Annotated in this window: 10 protein-coding genes; 3 read left to right on the top strand and 7 right to left on the bottom strand. The window is 69.8% G+C overall.

The genetic code is table 11. From position 1 onward, the window contains the following. The first annotated feature begins 51 nt into the window (after window positions 1-51). Together ABZ887_RS41115 and fxsT (ABZ887_RS41110) are read left to right on the top strand one after the other, a co-directional pair. A complete protein-coding gene (locus ABZ887_RS41115) occupies window positions 52-1,362 on the top strand; it encodes a TIR-like protein FxsC (protein WP_361301996.1) in 1,311 nt (436 codons plus the stop codon). Continuing rightward, window positions 1,346-5,383: an FxSxx-COOH system tetratricopeptide repeat protein gene (fxsT, locus tag ABZ887_RS41110; protein WP_361301993.1), complete on the top strand. Its 4,038-nt coding sequence runs from the start codon at window positions 1,346-1,348 to the stop codon at window positions 5,381-5,383. Before ABZ887_RS41115 ends, fxsT (ABZ887_RS41110) begins: the two co-directional genes overlap by 17 nt. Here fxsT (ABZ887_RS41110) and ABZ887_RS41105 read toward each other — a convergent pair. Then, window positions 5,376-6,284 carry an alpha/beta hydrolase gene (locus ABZ887_RS41105; protein ID WP_361301990.1) on the bottom strand — a complete coding sequence of 303 codons (909 nt, stop codon included), beginning with the start codon at window positions 6,282-6,284 and terminating at the stop codon, window positions 5,376-5,378. The genes fxsT (ABZ887_RS41110) and ABZ887_RS41105 overlap by 8 nt on opposite strands. A 166-nt stretch (window positions 6,285-6,450) precedes the next feature. Here ABZ887_RS41105 and fxsT (ABZ887_RS41100) point away from each other — a divergent pair, with 166 nt between their 5' ends. Then, complete coding sequence (fxsT, locus tag ABZ887_RS41100) at window positions 6,451-10,494, top strand: FxSxx-COOH system tetratricopeptide repeat protein (protein WP_361301987.1); 4,044 nt, start codon at window positions 6,451-6,453, stop codon at window positions 10,492-10,494. Window positions 10,495-10,625: 131 nt separating this feature from the next. Here fxsT (ABZ887_RS41100) and ABZ887_RS41095 read toward each other — a convergent pair whose 3' ends face one another. The 6 genes from ABZ887_RS41095 to ABZ887_RS41070 form a co-directional block, all read right to left on the bottom strand. Beyond that, a complete protein-coding gene (locus tag ABZ887_RS41095) occupies window positions 10,626-12,296 on the bottom strand; it encodes a PHP domain-containing protein (protein WP_361301984.1) in 1,671 nt (556 codons plus the stop codon). Between the two features lie 23 nt (window positions 12,297-12,319). Continuing rightward, window positions 12,320-14,155, bottom strand: a complete 1,836-nt coding sequence (locus ABZ887_RS41090) for a LamG-like jellyroll fold domain-containing protein (RefSeq protein ID WP_361301981.1) — start codon at window positions 14,153-14,155, stop codon at window positions 12,320-12,322. 91 nt (window positions 14,156-14,246) lie between these two features. After that, a complete protein-coding gene (locus tag ABZ887_RS41085; protein ID WP_361301978.1) occupies window positions 14,247-17,204 on the bottom strand; it encodes a glycoside hydrolase family 2 TIM barrel-domain containing protein in 2,958 nt (985 codons plus the stop codon). An 11-nt stretch (window positions 17,205-17,215) separates the two neighbouring features. Beyond that, the gene (locus ABZ887_RS41080; protein WP_361301975.1) at window positions 17,216-18,145 is read right to left on the bottom strand and encodes an alkaline phosphatase family protein; all 930 of its coding nucleotides are present in this window, start codon (window positions 18,143-18,145) and stop codon (window positions 17,216-17,218) included. 47 nt (window positions 18,146-18,192) lie between these two features. Next, window positions 18,193-18,978 (bottom strand): carbohydrate ABC transporter permease, encoded by a 786-nt coding sequence (locus ABZ887_RS41075; RefSeq protein ID WP_361302176.1) that lies wholly within the window; start codon window positions 18,976-18,978, stop codon window positions 18,193-18,195. Window positions 18,979-19,082: 104 nt separating this feature from the next. Further along, the gene (locus ABZ887_RS41070) at window positions 19,083-19,967 is read right to left on the bottom strand and encodes a sugar ABC transporter permease (RefSeq protein ID WP_361302173.1); all 885 of its coding nucleotides are present in this window, start codon (window positions 19,965-19,967) and stop codon (window positions 19,083-19,085) included. Window positions 19,968-20,120 lie beyond the last annotated feature (153 nt).

The raw sequence follows: 20,120 nt of genomic DNA, 5'->3' as shown, positions 1-20,120 counted from the left end.
TACACTGAGTGTCCGTGTTGCACAGGGCAGGGCCGGGGATCGGGGGAGCGCGTGCAGCCGACGGAGCCGATGGGGGCGGACGACACTGCGCCCTACTTCTTCCTCAGCTACGCCCATGTGCCTCGGGACGAGTCCGACGCGTCCGATCCGGACATGTGGGTGCACCGGCTGTTCCGTGATCTGTGCGAGCACATCCGGGCGATGACGACGGTCCAGGCGGGAGCGGCGGGCTTCATGGACCGGCGGATGAGAGCCGGTCAGATCTGGAACCGGGAACTGGCGAACTCGCTGACGGGCTGCCGGGTCTTCGTGCCCCTGTACTCGCCCCGCTACTTCATCAGCCCTTGGTGCGGCAAGGAATGGACCACGTTCGGGCTGCGGGAGGCCCGATACATAGAGCCGACACAATACGGGTTGCCCAGCGCCGTTGTGCCGGCCCTGTGGGTGCCGGTGCCGGATCACCGGCTTCCGGACTGCGTCCGGGAAATCCAGTTCTACGGACCCGAACACGGTGCGCGCTACCGGATGTTCGGACTCTACGGACTGACCAAGATCAACTCGTTCCGCAGCGATTACCAGAAAGCCGTGCTGCATCTCGCCAGACGCATCGTGGAAGTGGGAGAGAGCATAGAGGTGCAGAAAGGCGACCCGGAGGCGCTGCACACCGCGCAGGACGCATTCACGCTGCGCCCGCGAACCCGGCCGACGACCGGGCGCAGGCTGCGGATCAGCGTCGCAGCCGGTTCGCGTCGGCGGTTACCCGATGGGCGTAGTCCTGAGTACTACGGTGACACGCCTCTGGATTGGCGGCCCTATCAGCCCGAAATGCCGCACCCGCTGCGCCAGGTGGCTTCCGACATAGCCGAAGAGCTTGCATTCCAGCCCGATGTGCAGGAGTTCGATCACCTGCAGGAGCCCTCTGACGGCCCGGAGGTGCTGCTGCTGGACCGCTGGTGGCTGCGTGACCCCGAACACCGGGCGCGGTTGGGTGAGTTCGATGGCGACAATCGGAAGGCGACCGGACTCGTGGTGCCCTGGAACAGCACGGACCCGGACGATGATGCGGACGGGCGAGACGCGGCCACCGAGGTCGAGTCAGCCCTGCCGCGCCGGACCCACCGTCAGATGCAGGCCGGTCGGCCGACCGTACTGGGGCCGGACTGCCGGTCGTTCAGCGACGAGTTCCCGCGCGTTGTGCACTGGGCGGCGGCCGAGTACTTGAGACGGGCCCCCGTTCGGACCCCGCCCGGCGATGCTCCGCCGCGTTTCCGCCTGGGCGCGGTGAACAGTCAGGACGGCCGGCCATCCCAGGGACGCGGACGGGAAGCCGGGGAGGAAGGTCACGATGATCAGCTTCGATGAGAAGGGCCGCCGTGAAGGCCGGATCGTGACGTTCTACTCGTACAAGGGCGGCACCGGGCGGACGATGGCCCTGGCGAACGTCGCCTGGATCCTGGCCGCCAACGGCAAACGCGTGCTCGCCGTCGACTGGGACCTGGAGGCGCCCGGACTGCACCGCTTCTTCCACCCGTTCCTCGACCCGGCCACCATCGGGGCGACCACCGGTGTCATCGACATGCTCGCCGACTACACCTGGGCGGCCACTGACGACGGTGAGGGCGAGCCCGAGCCCCGTCCCGACGACTGGCACCGCGAGTACGCCCGCATCCAGCGCCACGCCGTGTCCCTGGAGTGGCCGTTTCCCGAAGGTGGCACTCTTGACATCGTGTTGGCCGGCCGGCAGAACCGCGACTACTCGGCGATGGTCACCACCTTCGACTGGGACAACTTCTACGGCCGGCTCGGCGGCGGACTGTTCTTCGACGCGTTGCGCGAAGAGATGCGCTGCACCTACGACTACGTCCTCATCGACAGCCGCACCGGGTTCTCCGACATCGCCGACATCTGCACCGCCCACCTGCCCGACCTGCTCGTGGACTGCTTCACCCTCACCGACCAGAGCATCGATGGGGCGGCCAGGGCGGCACGAGACATCACCGAGCGGTTCAACAGACGCCGCATCCGGATCCTGCCCGTGCCGATGCGCATCGACGAGGGGGAAAAGGAAAAGGCGGACGTGGGCCGTTCACTGGCCCGGGCAAGGTTCCACGGGTTCCCGTCCGGCATGTCGGAGGACGAACTCGCCTCCTACTGGGGCTCGGTGGAGGTGCCCTACCGTCCTTACTACGCCTACGAGGAGACCCTGGCCGTCTTCGGCGACGCGGCCGGTACCTCGGCGTCGCTGCTGGCGGCCTTCGAGCGGCTCACCCGTGCGATCTCCGACAATGCCGTGACCGCGCTGCCGCGCATGGTGGAGGACGTACGACTGGACATCAAACGGAAATTCACCCGGACACGCTCCTCGTTCTCCGTCGACCTGCATCTCAGCTATGTCGCCGAGGACCGGATGTGGGCCGAGTGGATCGCGGCCGTGCTGTCGCGGGCGGGGCTCCGGGCGGTGCTGAAGTACGTGGGCTGCGAGGGCGACGGCGCGAAGGCACCCGCAGATCGGACCGTGGTCATCGTGTCTCCGGCGTACCAGCGTTCGGCGCGGGCTCTGCAGGTGTGGGAGACGGCCGCCGGCAACGATCCCACCGGACGTCGCCAGGTACTCGTGGTACGCGTCGGTGACGTCCTCCCGGCACGGGCATCCAGTGAGTGGGCTGCGGTCGACCTGGTGCGCAGCAACGCGGTGGACGCCGCTGGTGCGCTGCTACGAGTCCTGGGCAAGCCACCGCCGCGTGCCGAGCACGCCGACGCCGATGTCCGTTTCCCGGACCTCGTGCCCAGGACCTGGAACGCCTCGCCACGCAACACCTCTTTCACGGGCCGCACCGCGGTTCTTGAGCACCTGCGCGACCGCCTCGGCGATCAGGCGTTCGGCGGCTCCCGGACGCCGTTCACGCTTTATGGTCTCGGCGGTGTCGGCAAGACGCAGATCGCCCTGGAGTACGCACATCGCTTCGCCGCCGCCTACGACCTGGTGTGGTGGATCCCCGCTGAGCAGGGCGAACTCATCGTGTCCGCGCTTGCCGATCTGGCTTCGGCACTGGGCCTACGGGTCGGCGATGACGCGGCTCAGGCTGCCGAGCAGGTATGCGAGTACTTGCGGCAGAGGAGTGCGACGCTGCGCTGGCTGCTGGTCTTCGACAATGCCGACGAGCCGCAGGAGGTCAGCCCCTACCTTCCCGGCGGTGGCCATGTATTGATCACTTCCCGCAACCAGAACTGGCGAGAGCACGGCGAAGCACAGGAAATCGCCCCCTTCCTCCGTGAGGAGAGCATCGAGCACCTGCTGCGCCGGGTCACCGGACTCACCGCCGAGGACGCCGACCGGGTCGCCGAGGCCCTGGGTGACCTGCCCCTCGCCGTGGAACAGGCCGGCGCCTGGCTCGCCGAGACCGGGACGCCTGTCGGCGACTACCTCACCGAACTGGAGCAGCAGATCGAGAGAACCCTGTCGTCCAGTCAACCCGCCGACTATCCGCAGCCCGTCGCCGCGACGTGGAACGTCTCCATCGAGCGCCTCAACGAGCGCTCGCCGGCCGCCGTCCGGCTGTTGCAGCTCTGCGCGTTCTTCGCAGCCGAGCCGATCTCCGACAAGCTGCTGTACGGCGATGAGATGATCCGCGTCCTTGCGGCCAAGGATCCCTCGCTGCAGGAAAAGGTGGTGCTCGGGCGGGTGATCCGCGAACTGGGCCGGTTCGCTCTCGCCAAGGTGGAGAGCTCGCCGGGCTCGATCCAGGTCCACCGACTGGTACAGGCGGTAGTCCGTTCCCAGCTGACGCCCCAGGAACAGCGAGAGTCCCAGCACGTCGTGCACCGCATTCTCGTCGGCGCCCGTCCTTCCGGAGAGGAGCCCATCGACGACCCCGAGAACCAGCTGGCGTACGCGGCGATCTGGCCGCATCTCGATGCGTCCGAGGCCGGCACCTGTGATGAACCCGAGACCCGCCAGCTTCTCATCGACCGCGTCCGCTACCTGTGGAAACGAGGGGATCTCAACGCCGCCCTCACGGTCGGCGAAGAGCTGCGGAAACTGTGGGAAGGCCAGGTCGAGCTGAGCCGCGAAAGGATTGCCCGGGCAGAGGATTTTGGAGAGACGAGCCCTGCGGTCTCATCGGACGGCCATGTGCCGCGGGTGCCGTCCGAAGAACTGCGCTATCTCACCAGTCTCCAGATTCAGCTACTGCGCCTGCGCTTCCACATTGCCAACGTGATGCGTTCGCTCGGCAAGTTCAAGGAAGCCGCGTCGCTGGGCTCGGCCACGCTGGCGGGCCAGCGCGAACTGCTGGCCGCCGGGCATCCGCACATCCTGATGACCGCCAGCGGCCTCTCCGCCGACCTCGGCGCCATCGGTCGCCTGGACGATGCACTGGCGATGGCCACCGAGGCGTATCTCGGTTTCAAGGAGGACTTCGGCGACGACCACCCACGTACTCTCACCGCCAACAACAACCGCGCGCTGTGTCTCAGGCTGCTCGGCCGTTACACCGAGGCCCGCGACATCGACGAGATGATCTACTACCGGCGGCGCAATGACCTGGGCGCTCAGCATGCGCACACCCTCGTCAGCCTCTCCAACCTGGGGCGAGACCTCCGCGAGATCGGTGAATATGCCTCTTCGATCTCCCTGCTGCGCGGCGCCTACGACGCGTACCGGGAACGGTTCGGGGAGGTCTATCCCGAGACCCTGCGCGTCGCCAAGAGCCTTGCGGTATCGCTGCGCAAGGCAGGCCAGGTGGACGAGGCGAGGGCGCTGACCTTGCAGACGCGCGAGTACTACCGGTCACGGGGCACCCCGACGACCACACCGGATGTACTGGACTGCATCCTCAATTACGCAACCGACTTGCATGCCACCGGGGACACGCAGGCGGCCCTTGAGCAGGCCGAGAACATCGTGCGGGACTATCAAGGCGTGTTCGGGGACGCTCATCCGTCCACACTGGCCGCGGTGAACGACCTCGGGATCTTCATGGACGGGGCGGGCGAGGCCGACGGGGCGCGGACGCAGTTGGAGAAGAACTTCGGAATGCTGCGGAAGGTACTGGGCGACGGCCACCCGTTCACGCTTGCCTGCGCGGTCAACCTCGCCAACGCCCTTGCGAGAGCCGGAGAGTTGCCGAAGGCAGAGGAACTGGAGCGAATGGCGATCGCCGGGTTCCAGGAAGCCTTTGGGCGCAAGCATCCGGACAGCATTCTGTCGCGGGCCAACCTGGCGGTGACGCTGCGGTCGCTGCAGCGGATTCCGGAGGCCGACCAATTGCAGGAGAGCGCGCAAGCCGAACTTGAACGGTTGCTGGGGTCGGAGCACCCGCAGACGGAGAGGGTGCGGGACGGCAAGCGTGTCCACCGAGACCTTGAGCCTCCCACTATCTGACGAGACGCCACATGATCTCCGGCACCGACTGGCGCCTCCGGCTGAGCAGCCAGGACACGATGTCCGGAAGTACCCGCAGCGAGGCGAAGTGAGCTGCCCTGGGGTGCAGTACGGCCGTGCCGTCAGGGATGCGATCGGCAAGCCAGCGAGTATGACTGACCGGTGCGAACACGTCCTTCTCACCATGCCACAGCAGGACGGGCACGGAGATCGAGTCCAGGGAGAACCCCCAGGGCGCACAGAAGGACAGCGCGTCGTCCACCCATCCGTCGGCCGAGACGCGCAGCGCCTCCCGGTAATTGTCCATCAGCATCGCCCGGATCCTCGCGTCGGCCACCACGCGCCGGTCCGACTCGGTGAGCTCCCAGCGCAGTTGGGTGAGCAGGCGGCGCGGGTCGGCGCGGATGGCCGCGGACCGTTCGCGCAGGCTGGCAGCGAGCTTCTCGGGTCCGGCGAGGGCGTGGGCGTACTCCTGCACGTTGGAGGCGGCCATGCCGGCGAACCAGTCCAGGCCGTCGGCGTCGCGCGGGGCGATGCTGACCAGTACGGCGACCCGGGTCACCCGGTCCGGCATCAGGGCGGCACAGGCCAGAGCGTGCGGGCCGCCGCCGGAGCGACCGACCACGGCGAACCTGTCGATGGCGAGAGTGTCCGCGATGGCGGCGACGTCGGCGGTCGCATGGGCGACCTGACGGTTGGGGAGCCGGTCGGAGCGGCCGTAGCCGGGGCGGTCGTAGCTGATGAGCCGCACCCGCTGGTGGTAGAGCTCCATCGGCCGGGGCGTCGGGCCCAGCCGACTGCCCGGGGTGCCGTGCAGCAGAAAGACGGGGGATCCCTGGGGATCTCCGGTGATCTCGACGGCCAGACGACGCCCGTCACTCGTGTAGACGTCGGTATGCATGCGCGGCCTCCTGGAGCCTCTGTCAACTGCGGTATGCCCTGTCGTCGTGAAGAAGCCAACCCCATGGTGAACCAGATGATCCTGATAGATCCGGCCTTTGCGACATCACGTGACACGCGTGGCACCGCGGCGGTGCACCGGGCACACAACGAAGGGGGAGTCCACCGTGAGCATCCCTGACGAATCGGAGGGCCGTGAAGGCCGGATCGTGACGTTCTACTCCCACAAGGGCGGCACCGGGCGGACGATGGCCCTGGCGAACGTCGCCTGGATCCTGGCTGCCAACGGCAAACGCGTGCTCGCCGTCGACTGGGACCTGGAGGCGCCCGGACTGCACCGTTTCTTCCATCCGTTCCTCGACCCGGCCACCGCGGGCGCCACCACCGGTGTCATCGACCTGCTCACCGACTACGCCTGGGCGGCCACCGACGACGGTGAGCCGCGCCCCGACGACTGGCATCGCGAATACGCCCGCATCCAGCGGCACGCCGTGTCCGTCGACTGGCCGTTCCCCGGCCACGGCACTCTCGGTCTGGTGTCCGCGGGCCGCCAAAACCGCGAATACCCGGCGATGGTCTCCGCCTTCGACTGGGACAACTTCTACGACCGGCTCGGCGGCGGACTGTTCCTGGAGGCACTTCGCGAGGACATGCGGCGCACCTACGACTACGTCCTCATCGACAGCCGTACCGGTCTCTCCGACATCGCCGACATCTGCACCGCCCACCTGCCGGACCTGCTCGTGGACTGCTTCACCTTCAGTGACCAGAGCATCGATGGAGCGGTCAGGGCGGCACGAGACATCACCGCGCGGTATCGCAGCCGACGCATCCGTATCCTGCCCGTGCCGATGCGCATCGACGAGGGCGACAGGGAGAGGACGGACGTGGACCGCTCCCTCGCCCGCGCCGAGTTCAACGGGTTTCCCGCCGGGATGACCGAGGAGGAACTGAGCGCCTACTGGCACTCGGTGGAGGTGCCGTACCGGCCGTACTACGCCCACGAGGAGATCCTCGCCACCTTCGGCGACGAGGCCGGAACCCCGACCTCCCTGCTCTCCGCTTTCGAGCGGCTGACCAGCGTGATCAGCGACCAGGCCGTCACCGCCCTGCCGCGCATGGATGACGACGTACGCCTCGGCATCAAACGGAAGTTCACCCGCACCCGCTCCGCCCTCCCCGCCGATCTGCACCTCAGCTACGTGGCCGAGGACCGGATGTGGGCCGACTGGATTGCGGTGCTGCTGTCCCGGGCCGGGTTCCGGGTCATCCCCAAGTACGTCGGTGGCGAGGGCGACGGCGCCGAGAAGCCCGCCGACCGGACGGTCGTCGCGGTCTCCCCGGCCTACCAGCGTTCCGCGCGCGCCCGCCAGGTCTGGGAGACGGCCACCGGCAACGACCCCACCGGGCGCCGGCAGGTCGTCGTGGTCCGGGTGGGCGACTTCCGTCCGGCGCCCACGTTCAGCGAATGGGCGTCGGTCGACCTGGTGCGCACCAACGAGAAGAACGCCGCCTCTGCGCTGCTGCGGGCCCTCGGCAGACCGCCGCTGCCCGTCGAACTCTCCGACGACACGATCGCGCCCGACGCCCGCTTCCCGGACACCGTTCCCAGGATCTGGAACGTGTCCCCGCGCAACGCGACCTTCACCGGCCGCAGCGCGCTGCTGGAACGTATCCGCGACGACCTCGGCAGCAGCGGCTCCGGCTCCTCCTCGGCGGCCTACGCGCTGTACGGCCTCGGCGGGGTGGGCAAGACCCAGATCGCGCTGGAGTACGTCCACCGGTTCGCCGCGGACTACGACCTGGTGTGGTGGATCCCCTCCGAGCAGAGCGAGCTCATCGTCTCCGCGCTGGCCGACCTCGCCCCCAAACTGGGCCTGCGCATCGGAGACGACGCAGCCCAGGCAGCCCAGGAGGTCCGCGACCATCTGCGCCAGTCGTCCTCGACGCTGCGCTGGCTGCTGGTCTTCGACAACGCCGACGAACCGCGGGAGGTGAGCCGTCACTTCCCCGGCGGCAGCGGCCACGTCCTGGTCACCTCTCGCGACCATGCCTGGCTCCAGTACGGTGACGCCCTGGAGATCGACCCGTTCCTCCGTGAGGAGAGCATCGAGCACCTCCTGCGCCGGGCGGCGGGCCTCACCGCGGATGACGCCGACCGGGTCGCCGAGGCCGTCGGCGACCTGCCGCTGGCTCTGGAACAGGCGGGCGCGTGGCTCGCCGAGACCGGTACCCCGGTCGACGAATACCTGGTGGAGCTCGGCGAACAGGCCGAGCGCGTGCTGTCGTTCAGCACGCCCGCCAACTACCCCGAACCCGTGGGGGCCACCTGGAACGTCTCCATCGAACGCCTCAAGGAACGCTCCCCGGCCGCCGTGCGTCTGCTGCAGCTGTGCGCGTTCTTCGCCGCCGAACCGGTCTCGATGAAGCTGCTCTATGGCGACGAGATGATCCGCGTCCTGGCCGCCGAGGATCCCTCCCTCCAGGAGAAGATGGTGCTCGGCCGGGTCATCCGGGAGATCGGCCGGTTCGCCCTCGCCAAGGTGGACCGCTCCCCGGGCTCCATCCAGGTGCACCGGCTGGTGCAGGCGGTGATCCGCTCCCAGCTCACGCCCGTGGAGCGGCTGGAGGCGCAGCATGTCGTGCACCGTATCCTCGCCGGCGCCCGGCCTTCCGGCGAGGAACCCATCGACGACCCGGAGAACCAGGCCACGTTCGCCGCGATCTGGCCGCATCTGGACGCCTCCGAGGCCAGCGCCTGCGACGAGCCCGAGACCCGCCAGCTTCTCATCGACCGTGTCCGTTACCTGCGGAAACGCGGCGATCTGAACGCTGCCCTCTCCTTCGCCCAGGGCCTGCACGCCCTGTGGGAGGGGCAGCTGCGGGCCGGCCGCGAACGCGTTGGGGAGCTTACGGCGTCCGGCAGCCAGGCCGTCCGGCCGGCGGCCCACGACGGCCGACCGCTGCGCTCCCTCGCCGAGGAGAAGCGCTATCTCACCAACCTGCAGATCCAGCTGCTGCATCTGCGGTTCCACATCGCGAACGTCCTGCGCTCGCTCGGCAAGTACGTGGAGGCGGAGAAGCTGGGCTCCGCGACCCTGGCCAGTCAGCGCTCACTGCTCAGCCCCGGGCATCCCCACATCCTCATGACCGCCAGTGGCCTGGCGACGGACCTCGGCAGCGTGGGCCGCTTCAAGGATGCCCTGGAGATGGCCACCGAGGCCTATCTCGGTTTCAAGGAGAGCTTCGGCGAAGACCATCCGCGCACTCTGAGTGCCAACAACAACCGTGCCGTGTGCCTGCGGCTGCTCGGCCGCTTCAACGAGGCACGCGACGTCGACCAGGAGATCTACGACCGGCGTCGCAACGACCTGGGCGCCCAGCACCCGCACACCCTCATCAGCATCACCAACCTGGGCCGCGACCTGCGCGAGACCGGCGAGTACGACGCGTCGATCTCACTGCTGCGCAGCGGCTACGAGTCGTACAAGGACTTGTTCGGAGAGGTGTATCCGGAGACCCTGCGCACCGCGAAGAGCCTCGCGGTCTCGCTGCGCAAAGCCGGGGTCGTCGAGGAGGCGCGGACCCTGACCCTGCAAACCCGCGAGCACTACCGGCTGCGGGAGACCCCGCCGTCCACGCCGGACGTGCTGGACTGCACCCTCAACTACGCCATCGACCTGTACGCGACCGGCGCCCGCGAGGAGGCCCTCGCGCTGGCCCAGGACATCGTGCGCCAGTACCGCAAAGCGCCCGGTAAACAACATCCGGCGACGCTGGCGGCCGTGAACAACTGCGGGATCTTCCTTCGTGGGTCCGGTGCGGCCGAACAGGCGCGCACGCTGCTGGAACGCAACCTCGAGACCCTGCGCAGGGTGCTCGGCGACGGCCACCCCTACACGCTTGCCTGCGGGGTGAACCTCGCCAACACGTTCGCGGAACTGGACGAACTGCACCAGGCGGAGGAACTGGAGCGGCTCGCCGTCGCCGGTTTCCAGGCGGCCCTGGGGCACAAGCATCCGGACACGGTCGTCTCCCGGGCCAATCTGGCGGTGACCCTGCGCGCCCTGGGCAGGATCCCGGAGGCGGAGCAGTTGCAGGAGGGCGCACAGGCCGAGCTGGAACGGCTGCTGGGAAAGGAGCACCCGCACGCCGTGACCGTGCGGGAGGGCAAGCGGATCCACCGGGACCTGGAGCCGCCCGGTTTATGACACCTTCGATACGTGCGGCGACCCGTTTTCCGCCAAGCCATGATGCCCGGCGAGACCTGCGGGCGACGCGCAGCGCGCTGCCCGCAGGGCCGAATGGTGCCGTGTCGCCGAGGGAACGGCGACACGCGCCGTCAGGAACCCACCACGTCCACGAAGACGGGGTTGGAATAGAACCATGTGTCCGCCCACGGGTCGCCGTTGCCCGGCTCGTGCGGGATCGGGCCGTGCGGGTCGATCGCCGCGCCCAGATAGCCCGTTCCGTTGCGCTTGCCGTCGCTGCCGCGCAGCCGGACGTAGAACGACTCGTCGCCCGCGGTGACCGGGATCCGCAGGGTGTACGTGCCCCTGCGGCCGGACACGTCCTTCGACTGCACGACCTTCGTGTCCGGCGCCTTCCAGGTGTCGCGGTCGGCGACCGCACCGCGCACCGCGCCCCGGATGACGTCGACGTGCGCCAACTGGGGCAGGATTCCCTGGGCGTTGACCCGGGACGCGGTCGTCACCGTCACGTTCAGGGTGAGCCGCTCGCCCTTGCGGACCCGCAGCCGGCCGCCGAGCGTGACACCGGCGCCGTGGTCGCAGTCCCGCGTCAGCCGCACGTCCAGCCCGTCGAGCAGGTGCCCGTGGTCCAGCCAGACCCGGCCCGCGCGCAGGCCCGCCATCACCGCGCGGTAGCCGTACCGGGTGACGCCGACGTGGGTCCGGCTGAACTCGCCGGGCCAGAAGTCGCTGCCGGGCTGCGGGGTGTCGGTGTTCACCGGGTCGGGCAGCTTGCCGGTGTTGTCGAAGTTCTGCCCCGCCGGCCAGTCGCCGTTCTTCCAGGTGTCGAAGACCGTGCGGTGGTTGTCGGAGTTGGTGGTGATGGTGAACAGGCGACCCTCCGACAGCATCGCGTCCCAGAGGCCGCCGACCGTGGCCGTCGCCCAGTCGAAGCCGCCGTACGTCAGGTACGCGTCCGCCGGGTAGCCGGCCCAGGACTGCGCGGAGGGCTTGTTCTCGTACTCGCCGCGGATCGAGGTGGCCCCGCGCCAGCCGGGGATCGCGGCACCCTGGGCGCCGGGCGCGCCCTCCATGCCGATCATGATCTCGGCGGCCGCGTCCCGCCAGTTGCGCATCTCGTGCGGGGAGTCGATGCCGAGCCGCAGCGGGTGGTTGGCGAGGACCAGCACGTCGTCGACGTAGCCGGTACGGCGCTGCTCGGCCAGCCACTGGATGGCCTTGACTGCATGGGCCTCGTTGCGGGCGGTGTCGGCCGCACCCGCCGACCCCTCGGTGTAGCCCAGGAGCTTGCCGTCGTAGGCCAGCTCGAACTGCGTGAGCAGGTCGGTCTCGTGCGGGCCGGGCGCAGCGAACACCGTGCAGTGCTCGGCGGCCGGGATGTACCACTCCAGGCCCTGGAAGATCAGCTGGCGCGGGTTCGCGGCACGCGCCTTGAGGATCTCCGCGTGTTCCAGCTTCGCGCCGTAGTAGGCGTGCCCGAAGTTGGAGTGCTCGTTGAACACCATCCAGTCCAGGCCGTACTTGGCGGCCGCCTGGGCCTGCTGGGAGAACGTGTACTTGGCGTCGTGGCTGTACACGGAGTGCACGTGGTGGTCGCCGACCAGGTAGGCGAGGCGCGGGTCCTCGCCGCCCAGGCCCCGGCCGGACGCGGCGAACGCGGGGGTCGCCGCCGACCCGAGCGCGAACGCGGCGCCGAACAGGCCCGCGCGGCGCAGGAGTCCGCGTCTCGACATGCCCTGCGGGTCGAGGTCGGCGGTGGAGACGGAGGGATCGGCCCAGGTGGGCAACTGCTGCTCGGTCATGAAGATGATCCTCGTAACGGGGGTCAGTGGGTCATGAAGGAGGAGACGGGCAGAGCCCGGGAGACGATCCGGACGTCGCCGAGGCGGCCGTGCAGGATCTGGTCGATCTTGTCCGCGTACTCGTAGCCGCCGAGCAGCCAGGGCTTCCCGGACGAGGCGATGCCGACCGCGGCGGCGTGCGGATTGCGGGCCACCGGGCAGCCCTGCACGTACATCGTGGTGTGCTTGCCGTCGTTGACGACGGCGAGGTGCCACCAGATCTCCGGGTCGGTCTCGTCGCCCCAGTTGGTGGCCAGCTGCTGCTGGTTGAGCGGATGGACGGCCCACTGCGGGCCCGGGCCGTCGGAGATGGAGAGCGTGGCGAGCGGCTCGTCCGGGTCGTCCGTGACCGTGCCGACGGAGCCGTTGCGGCCGGTGCGGCTGACCAGACCGGACCAGGCGTTGTGCGAGGCGTCCCAGTCCGCGGGCAGCCGGTAGAACGCCTCGATGGTGTAACCGTCCTTGAACGTCTGCGAGTTGAGCGGGGCGCCGTCGACCGTCCGCAGGTAGGCGCCCTTCAGCGGCGACTTGTAACCCGTGAACTCCAGGCTGCCGTGGCCCGGCTGGTCCGGGTGGTGGTCCGCGGACCAGCCGAGGGTGCCGCCGCCCACCGAGACCACGGTGAGGTCGTTGCCGTTGCCGGACAGGTCACGGACCGTGCCGGAGACCGCCGAGTCGAACCGCCAGTAGGCGGCGGTGCCCCGGACCAGCAGCTGCGACGCGGGCCGCGCCGGACGGACCGGCACCGGGTCGAAGCCTTCGAAGCGGTCCGCGAAGTCGATGTCGACGGAGAAGCGGTCCCCGTCGCCGCTCAGCTCCATCTCCTGCCGCTCCAGCTCGTTCAGGCCCCTCTTGGCCCGGCCGAGGATCCACGGCGAGACCGTCTCCACGTCGATGACGTTCCGGTCCAGGTCGAAGTGGTAGAGGCGGATCATCGCCGCGCCGCCGAAGTACCGGTTCTGGTAGTTCGTCAGGTGCAGGTGCACGTCGTTGCCGGCCGCGTTCTTGCGGGTCGCGCGGCGGGCCGGCCAGAAGTGGCCGTTCAGGGTGAGGAAGATCTGGTCGTGCTCGTTGATCAGCTGGTCCCACAGCTGCTGCCCGTACGACGACAACGCGTCGTCGTCCACGACCAGTTCGTGCGTGGTGAGGATGACCGGCGTCTTCGGGTGCGCGGCGATGACGTCCTTCGCCCAGGCGTATCCCTTGGCCGACAGCCGCCAGTCCAGCGCCAGCACGAGCCACTCGCGCCCGCCCGCCCGGAACAGGTGGTAGGTGTTGTAGCCGTCCGAGGAGGCCCCGCCGAAGGTCGGCCTGTCCTTGAAGCGCTGCGGCCCGAAGGTGTCCAGGTACGGCGTGGCACCGCGCTGGTCGTCCGTGGACGACCTGATGTCGTGGTTGCCGGCCAGCACGCTGTAGCCGACCCCGCGCCGGTCGAGGATCTCGAACGCCTTGCCGATCGCGGCGAACTCCTCCGTCGCCCCGTTCTGGGTGAGGTCGCCGAGGTGGGACAGGAAGACGATGTTGTCGTCGGACTGGCCGCCGTGCTCCAGCAGGTAGCGCAGCGACGCCTCGATGGGCGCCGGGTTGATGCTCGGCCCGTCGAAGAGGTACTGGGTGTCGGGCATCACCGCGAGGGTGAAGCGCCGGCTCTCCGGGTCGGGCCGCCGGCGGGAACCGGAGGAGGACGCCTCGGCGACCGTGGGCAGGGCGACCCCGGCGGTGGCGGCGGCGCCGAGGAGTGCGGTGGCTCTGAGGAAGTTGCGTCGTCCGGCTCCGGCCTGCGCGGCCTCGCCCTGAGGGTGGTCATGCGAAGTACACATGTGTGCTCCGTGGGTGTGCGGAAGTGACGGCGAAGGGCGTGGGGGGATCTCGGAGGACGGATCGGGAACGGCGGATCGCGGTGGGCGGATCTCACAGCACGCGCAGGGTCCAGCTCCAGCGGTGGATGCCCGGTGCGACGAGGTAGGAGGGGAAGGTGTCGGGACCGCACGACGCCGTGCCGAGGCCCCGGTGTGCGGCGTCGATGTGGACCACGCAGCCGCTCCGCGGCACGAGTTCGTCGTGGTGCGTGACGGCGGTGAGGTCCTCGGCGCGGTAGCGGCTGACCGAGACCTGGCGGGGCCCGTCCAGCTCGACCGCGAGTCCGGTGGCGTCCGGCGCCGACAGCGTGAACCGCCGTACGCCGTGCCGGCCACCGCTCTCCTGGGGCCGCAGGTAGGGCGTGAACAACTCGTCCACGGGCAGCGAGTGGTGGCCGACCGGGGCGCCGGCGGCTCGGTCCGGGTACGACTCCCAGGGACCCTGACCGAACCACTCCAGCAGGTCGAGCCCGGCCACCGTCTCGAAGACCGAGCCGACCCGGGCCACGTCGTCGAACTCTTCGGGGAGTTCGGCCGACTCGTCGACCCTGACGCCGCCCTCGACCGGCGTGAACTCCTGCCGGTGCCGCACGACCCCGACGGTGCCGGCGTACTCGGCGAGCACGCTGACCCGGTCGCCGTCCCGGCGCACGGACACCACCTTGCGCACCAGCCGGTCCAGACCCCAGGCGCGCCAGCGCAGCGCCATCCCGCCCAGCTCGTCGTTGTCGGTGGGCGCCCGCCACAGCGACAGCTCCGGTGCGGCCGTCAGCAGCGGATGCAGCAGCAGCCCCTCGCCGTCCACCTCGACGGCAGGCCCGGCCGGCACCGGCTGCCCGAGCGGGTCCGCCGCCCGGAGCCTGATCTGCGGCGCGCAGATCTCCGTACCGGCCGGCGCCCACGCCTGCTCCTCGGCGACCGTCACCCGCAGCGTCAGCCACGCCTCGCCGCCGTCCGCCGGCACCTCGAACGGCAGCGGTACGGCCGCCGTCTCGCCGGGGCACAGCTCGGGCAGCTCGGCCGGGCCGGTCAGGGTACGGCCGTCGGCCAGCGCCAGCTCCCAGGTGCCCCTCAGCCAGTCGAAGCCCCGGAAGTGCTGGTGGTTGGCGAGCACGATGCCCTCGTGCCGGAAGCACCGGATGCGGACCGGCGCCGCGATCTCCCGGTGCTCGTACATGGCGGGCTTGGGCGTGCGGTCGGGGAAGACGATCCCGTCCGCGACGAACGCCCCGTCGTGCAGGGCCTCGCCGAAGTCGCCGCCGTACGCCCAGCGGTGGCCGGGCGCGGCGACACCGTTGTCGTACAGTCCGGCGCCCGTGCGCCCGACCGGTCTTCCGTCGCTCACCCGCTGGAGAATTCCGTGGTCCCAGAACTCCCAGATGAACCCGCCCTGAAGCCCCGGAGTGGACTCGATGGCGGCCCAGTGGTCCGCAAGCGTGCCGTTGCTGTTGCCCATCGCGTGCGAGTACTCGCACTGGATCAGCGGCTTGGTCTGCTCCCCGGACAGGGCGTGGGCGACACAGTCCTCCAGCGGCGCGTACATCGGGCAGGCGATGTCGGAGGCCACGTCCGGGTCCGCCCAGCCGCGCTTGGCCGCGCCCTCGTACTGGAGCGGCCGGGTCGGGTCGTGTCGGCGTACCCAGCCGGCCGCCGCGTCGTGGTTCGCCCCGTAGTCGGACTCGTTGCCCAATGACCAGATGATGACGCAGGGGTGGTTCTTGTCGCGGAGCACCATGCGCGAGACCCGGTCGACGAAGGCGTTCAGGTAGCGCGGGTCGTCGGCGATCTCGTGGGCGTGGTCGTGGGACTCGACGTCCGCCTCGTCCACGACGTAGAAGCCCAGTTCGTCGGCGAGGTCGTACAGGGCCGGGTCGTTCGGGTAGTGCGAGGTGCGGATCGCGTTGAACCCGAACCGCTTCAGCACCACGAGGTCCGCGCGCATGTCGTCGTAGGACACCGTCCGCCCGGTGAGCGGGTGGAAGTCGTGCCGGTTGACGCCCCGGACGAACACCCGCTCGCCGTTGACGAGCAGGTCCCGGCCGACGATCTCGACGTCCCGGAAACCGATGCGGTGGTACGACGTGTCGGCGACCGTGCCGTCGGCGCGGTGCAGCCGGACGGTGAGCCCGTACAGCTCGGGCTGCTCGGCGTTCCAGGTGCGCACGTCGGGCACGACGGCGTGGATGCGGGCCTCGCCGAGGAAGTCGGAGACCCGGTCGTCCTCGGTGTTGAGCCGGTCGAACTCGGCGTCCTGCGCGAGCGCTTCGCCGTCGAGGTCGCCGGTGACGTACCAGCCGTCGGGCAGCGCCCGGTCGCCCGCCGCGTTGCGCACCTGGCAGTCCACGCGCAGCTCGCCGTCCCGCCGGGCCCGTACGGTCACGTCCGCGAGCCGGAACGGGTCGGTCGCGTACAGCAGTACCGGGCGGGTGATCCCGCCGTGCCACCAGTGGTCCTGGTCCTCGATGTGCGAGGCGTCCGACCACTTGACGACGGTGAGCCGTAGCACCGACCGCTCGCCGGGGCGGACGGCGTCGGTGAGGTCGAACTCGGCGGCCAGGTGCGAGTCCTTGGAGACGCCCACCGGCCGCCCGTCGACGTGCACGAGGAGCACGCTCTCCGCCGCGCCCACCTGGAGCACGATCCGCCGCCCGGCCCACTCGGCGGGGACGTCCAGCTCACGCTCGTAGACCCCGGTCGGGTTTGCGGCGGGGGAGTCCGGCGGGAACGCACGGAACGGCATGGTGACGTTCGTGTACTGGGGCAGGTCGTCGGTGTCCTGCACGGTCCAGGCGCCGGGGACGTGTGCCGTGGACCAGGAGCCGCCGACCGGTGCGTCCGGAGCGGGCAGCAACTGGAAACGCCAGTCGCCGTCCAGGGGGAGTGCTCCGGTGCGCCGGTCGACGGCGTTCATGGGGAGCCGTCCCCAGGAGGTCACCTCGGGTGCCTCCCAGGGGCGGAGGGCGATCAGGGGATCGGCGGGCCGGGGCCCGGGGATCGACGGACCGTTCATCGGCGGGTGGCTCACTTTTCTGGCGACGTGGGTGGGGTGGCTGGCGTGGGTGGCGTGGTGGGCCCGGGCAGGACGCGTCCCTCCCAGCCCCAGGCGGGGTCGACGGGGATGCCGAGCCGGTCCAGGACGGTGGGCGCGATGTCGACGAGGCGGGGCGAGTCGAGCAGGGTCGCGCCGGTCGCGCCGGGCTCGGCGAGGATCACGAAGACCTCCCGTTCGGCACGCGTGTCGCCGCCGTGGCCGCCGCTGTCGAGGTGACCGTGGTCGGTGGTGACCAGTACGGTCCACCGCTCGCCGGAGCCGCGGGCGTCGATCGCCGCCAGCAGCCGTCCGAGGTGGGCGTCCTGGGCGAGCAGGGCGTCGTCGTAGGCGGCGGAGAGCGGGCCGGTGGCGTGGCCGGCCTCGTCGGTCGCGCCGAAGTAGACGAACAGCAGGTCCGGGTCGTGCTCGGTGAGCCAGCGGACGGCGGTGCGGGCGACGAGGTCGTCCGCGGTCGCGTAGCCGTCGGTCTCGCCGTCGTGGTGCACCCGGCGGCCGACGGCGGGGCCGAGGGTGCCGCGGTGGACCAGCTCCGGCCAGGAGACCGCGGCGGCGGTGCGCAGGCCGGGGCGGGCGGTGGCCGCGCGGCTGAGGAAGTCGGGGTGGCGGGTGTAGTCGGCGCCGACGAAGTCGTTGCCGGTCACCCCGTGGCGGTCCGGCCACACCCCGGTCAGCACGCTCGACCAGCCGGGGCCGGAGTCGGTGTAGGCCATGCTGGTCGACGGCCCGTCCTCGGCCTGGCCGTCCGCCTCGCCGTAGGGCAGCAGGCTGGTGCCGTGGGCGCCCGCGGCCAGCAGGCCGTGCAGGACGGGCGCGCGGGCACCGGGCCGGGTCAGCCGGTCGTGGCGCAGCCCGTCCATGCCCACCACGAGCACCCTGCCGTCCCGGCCGCTGTCCCTCACCGGATTCCTCCTCTGTCCTGCGCGTGCTGCGTGGGCCGGGCCGCGGATCAGGTGCCCTGCACCGCGCCCTCGGTGGCGCCCGCGATGAAGCCGCGGGCGAAGATGGCGAAGACCAGCACCAGCGGGAGCGACGCCATCAGCACCCCGGCCATGACCATGCTGTAGTCGGTGGTGTGGCCGACGTTGAGCTGCGCGAGCTCCACCTGGAGGGTCACGTGGTCGGGGTTGGTGAGCACGATGAGCGGCCAGACGTAGTCGTTCCAGGCCCCGACGAAGGCGTAGATGGCGAGGAAGGACAGCGCCGGCCTGATCATCGGCAGCGCGATGTTCCAGTACTGGCGGAAGAACCCGGCGCCGTCGATGCGCGCGGCGTCGAGGAGTTCGTCGGGCACGCCGTTCTCGATGTACTGGCGCAGCCAGAAGATGCCGAAGGCGTTGGCCAGCGCGGGCGGGACCAGCGCCTTGAGCATGCCGACCCAGCCGATGTTCGACATGAGGATGAACTGCGGCAGGATCGCCAGCTGCAGCGGCAGCATCATGAACAGCAGCAGGGTGCCGAAGAGCACCTTGCGGCCGGGGAAGTCGAACTTGGCGAAGGTGAAGGCCGCCAGCGAGTCGATGAACAGCACCAGGACGGTGGTGACGGTCGCGACGACGATCGTGTTGAGCATCGACCCGAAGAAGTCGATGGTGTCGAGCACGTGCCGGACGTTCTCCAGCAGGTGGGAGCCGAAGGTGAACTTCGGCGGGCTCTTGTAGATGTCCTGCGTGGTGTTGGTCGCCATCACGATCGTCCACAGGAACGGGAAGACCGAGAGCAGGACGGCCGCCATCAGGACGATGTGCGCGGTCAGGCCCTTGGGGCGGCGCAGCCGCCTCGCGCGCGGGGCCGGCCGCGTCGGGTCGGCCGTCGGTTCGGGCGTCGGGTCGGCTGTGGTCACGGCTTCCTCCCTCGTTGGGTGATGCGCCAGTTGACGGCGACGAGGACGATGATCAGCAGGAAGAAGGCCCACACGATGGCCGCGCCGTAGCCGTAGTCGTTGTTGAGGAAGGCCGACTGGTAGAAGTACAGGAGCGTCGTGAGACCGGCCTGTCCCGGGCCGCCGAGGTTCGCGTTGGCGGCGTTGTTGGCGAACAGGACCTGGGGTTCGCTGAAGCTCTGCAGACCGTTGATCGTCGAGATGATGACGGTGAACAGGATGATCGGCCGCATGATCGGGACGGTGATCTGGAAGAACGTGCGGACAGGGCCGGCGCCGTCCATCTTCGCCGCCTCGTAGATCGAGGTGGGGATCGCCTGGAGACCGGCCAGGTAGATGATCATGTTGTAGCCGGTCCACATCCAGGTCATCAGCAGCGAGATGACCACCTTGATCAGCCACGGGTTGCTCAGCCACGGCACGGGCGAGATACCGACCGTGCCCAGGATCGCGTTGACCAGGCCGAAGTTGTTGCTGAACACCGCGCCGAAGAAGATCGCCACGGCCACGATCGAGGTGACGTTCGGTACGTAGAGGGCGATCCGGTAGAAGCCCTTGAAGCGGCGCACCGAGTGCAGCAGCGTGGCCAGCACCAGGGCGCCCAGGAGGGTGGGCACGGTGGACAGCACCCAGATCACCAGGGTGTTGCGGATCGACAGCCAGAACACCGGGTCCGACCACAGGAACCGGAACTGCTGCAGGCCCACGAACTGCATGTCGCCGAGGCCGTCCCAGCGCTGGAAGGCCAGGTACAGCGAGTAGAAGACCGGGAAGAAGGAGAAGGCGGCGAAGACCAGGTAGAAGGGCGAGATCGCCAGGTACTGCCGCCAGTACGACAGCAGCCCGCGCCGCCTGGGCCGTGCGGTGGTGCCCGCGGGCGTGGCGCGCCGCGGGCGGAACCGGGCCGGGCCCGGCCCGGCGGGGGGGGGGGGGGCGGCTGGTAGTCGGCGTTCCAGGTGTCGACGCCCTCGGAGTGGTGCGCGTCGGTGCGGTGC

The sequence above is a fragment of the Streptomyces sp. NPDC047061 genome (genome assembly GCF_040643955.1).
GTDB lineage: Bacteria > Actinomycetota > Actinomycetes > Streptomycetales > Streptomycetaceae > Streptomyces.
Note: the sequence above shows the minus strand (reverse complement) of the source record. Positions and strands in the feature narration are given on the sequence as shown.

Bases quoted from the DNA above. Each gene is read 5' to 3' on its own strand.
- ABZ887_RS41075 (WP_361302176.1), bottom strand. From the start codon at position 18,978: ATGGCGGCCGTCCTGCTCTCGGTCTTCCCGTTCCTGTGGACGATCGTG.
- ABZ887_RS41090 (WP_361301981.1), bottom strand. From the start codon at position 14,155: ATGTGTACTTCGCATGACCACCCTCAGGGCGAGGCCGCGCAGGCCGGA.
- fxsT (WP_361301993.1), top strand. From the start codon at position 1,346: ATGATCAGCTTCGATGAGAAGGGCCGCCGTGAAGGCCGGATCGTGACG.
- ABZ887_RS41105 (WP_361301990.1), bottom strand. From the start codon at position 6,284: ATGCATACCGACGTCTACACGAGTGACGGGCGTCGTCTGGCCGTCGAG.
- ABZ887_RS41085 (WP_361301978.1), bottom strand. From the start codon at position 17,204: ATGAACGGTCCGTCGATCCCCGGGCCCCGGCCCGCCGATCCCCTGATC.
- ABZ887_RS41095 (WP_361301984.1), bottom strand. From the start codon at position 12,296: ATGACCGAGCAGCAGTTGCCCACCTGGGCCGATCCCTCCGTCTCCACC.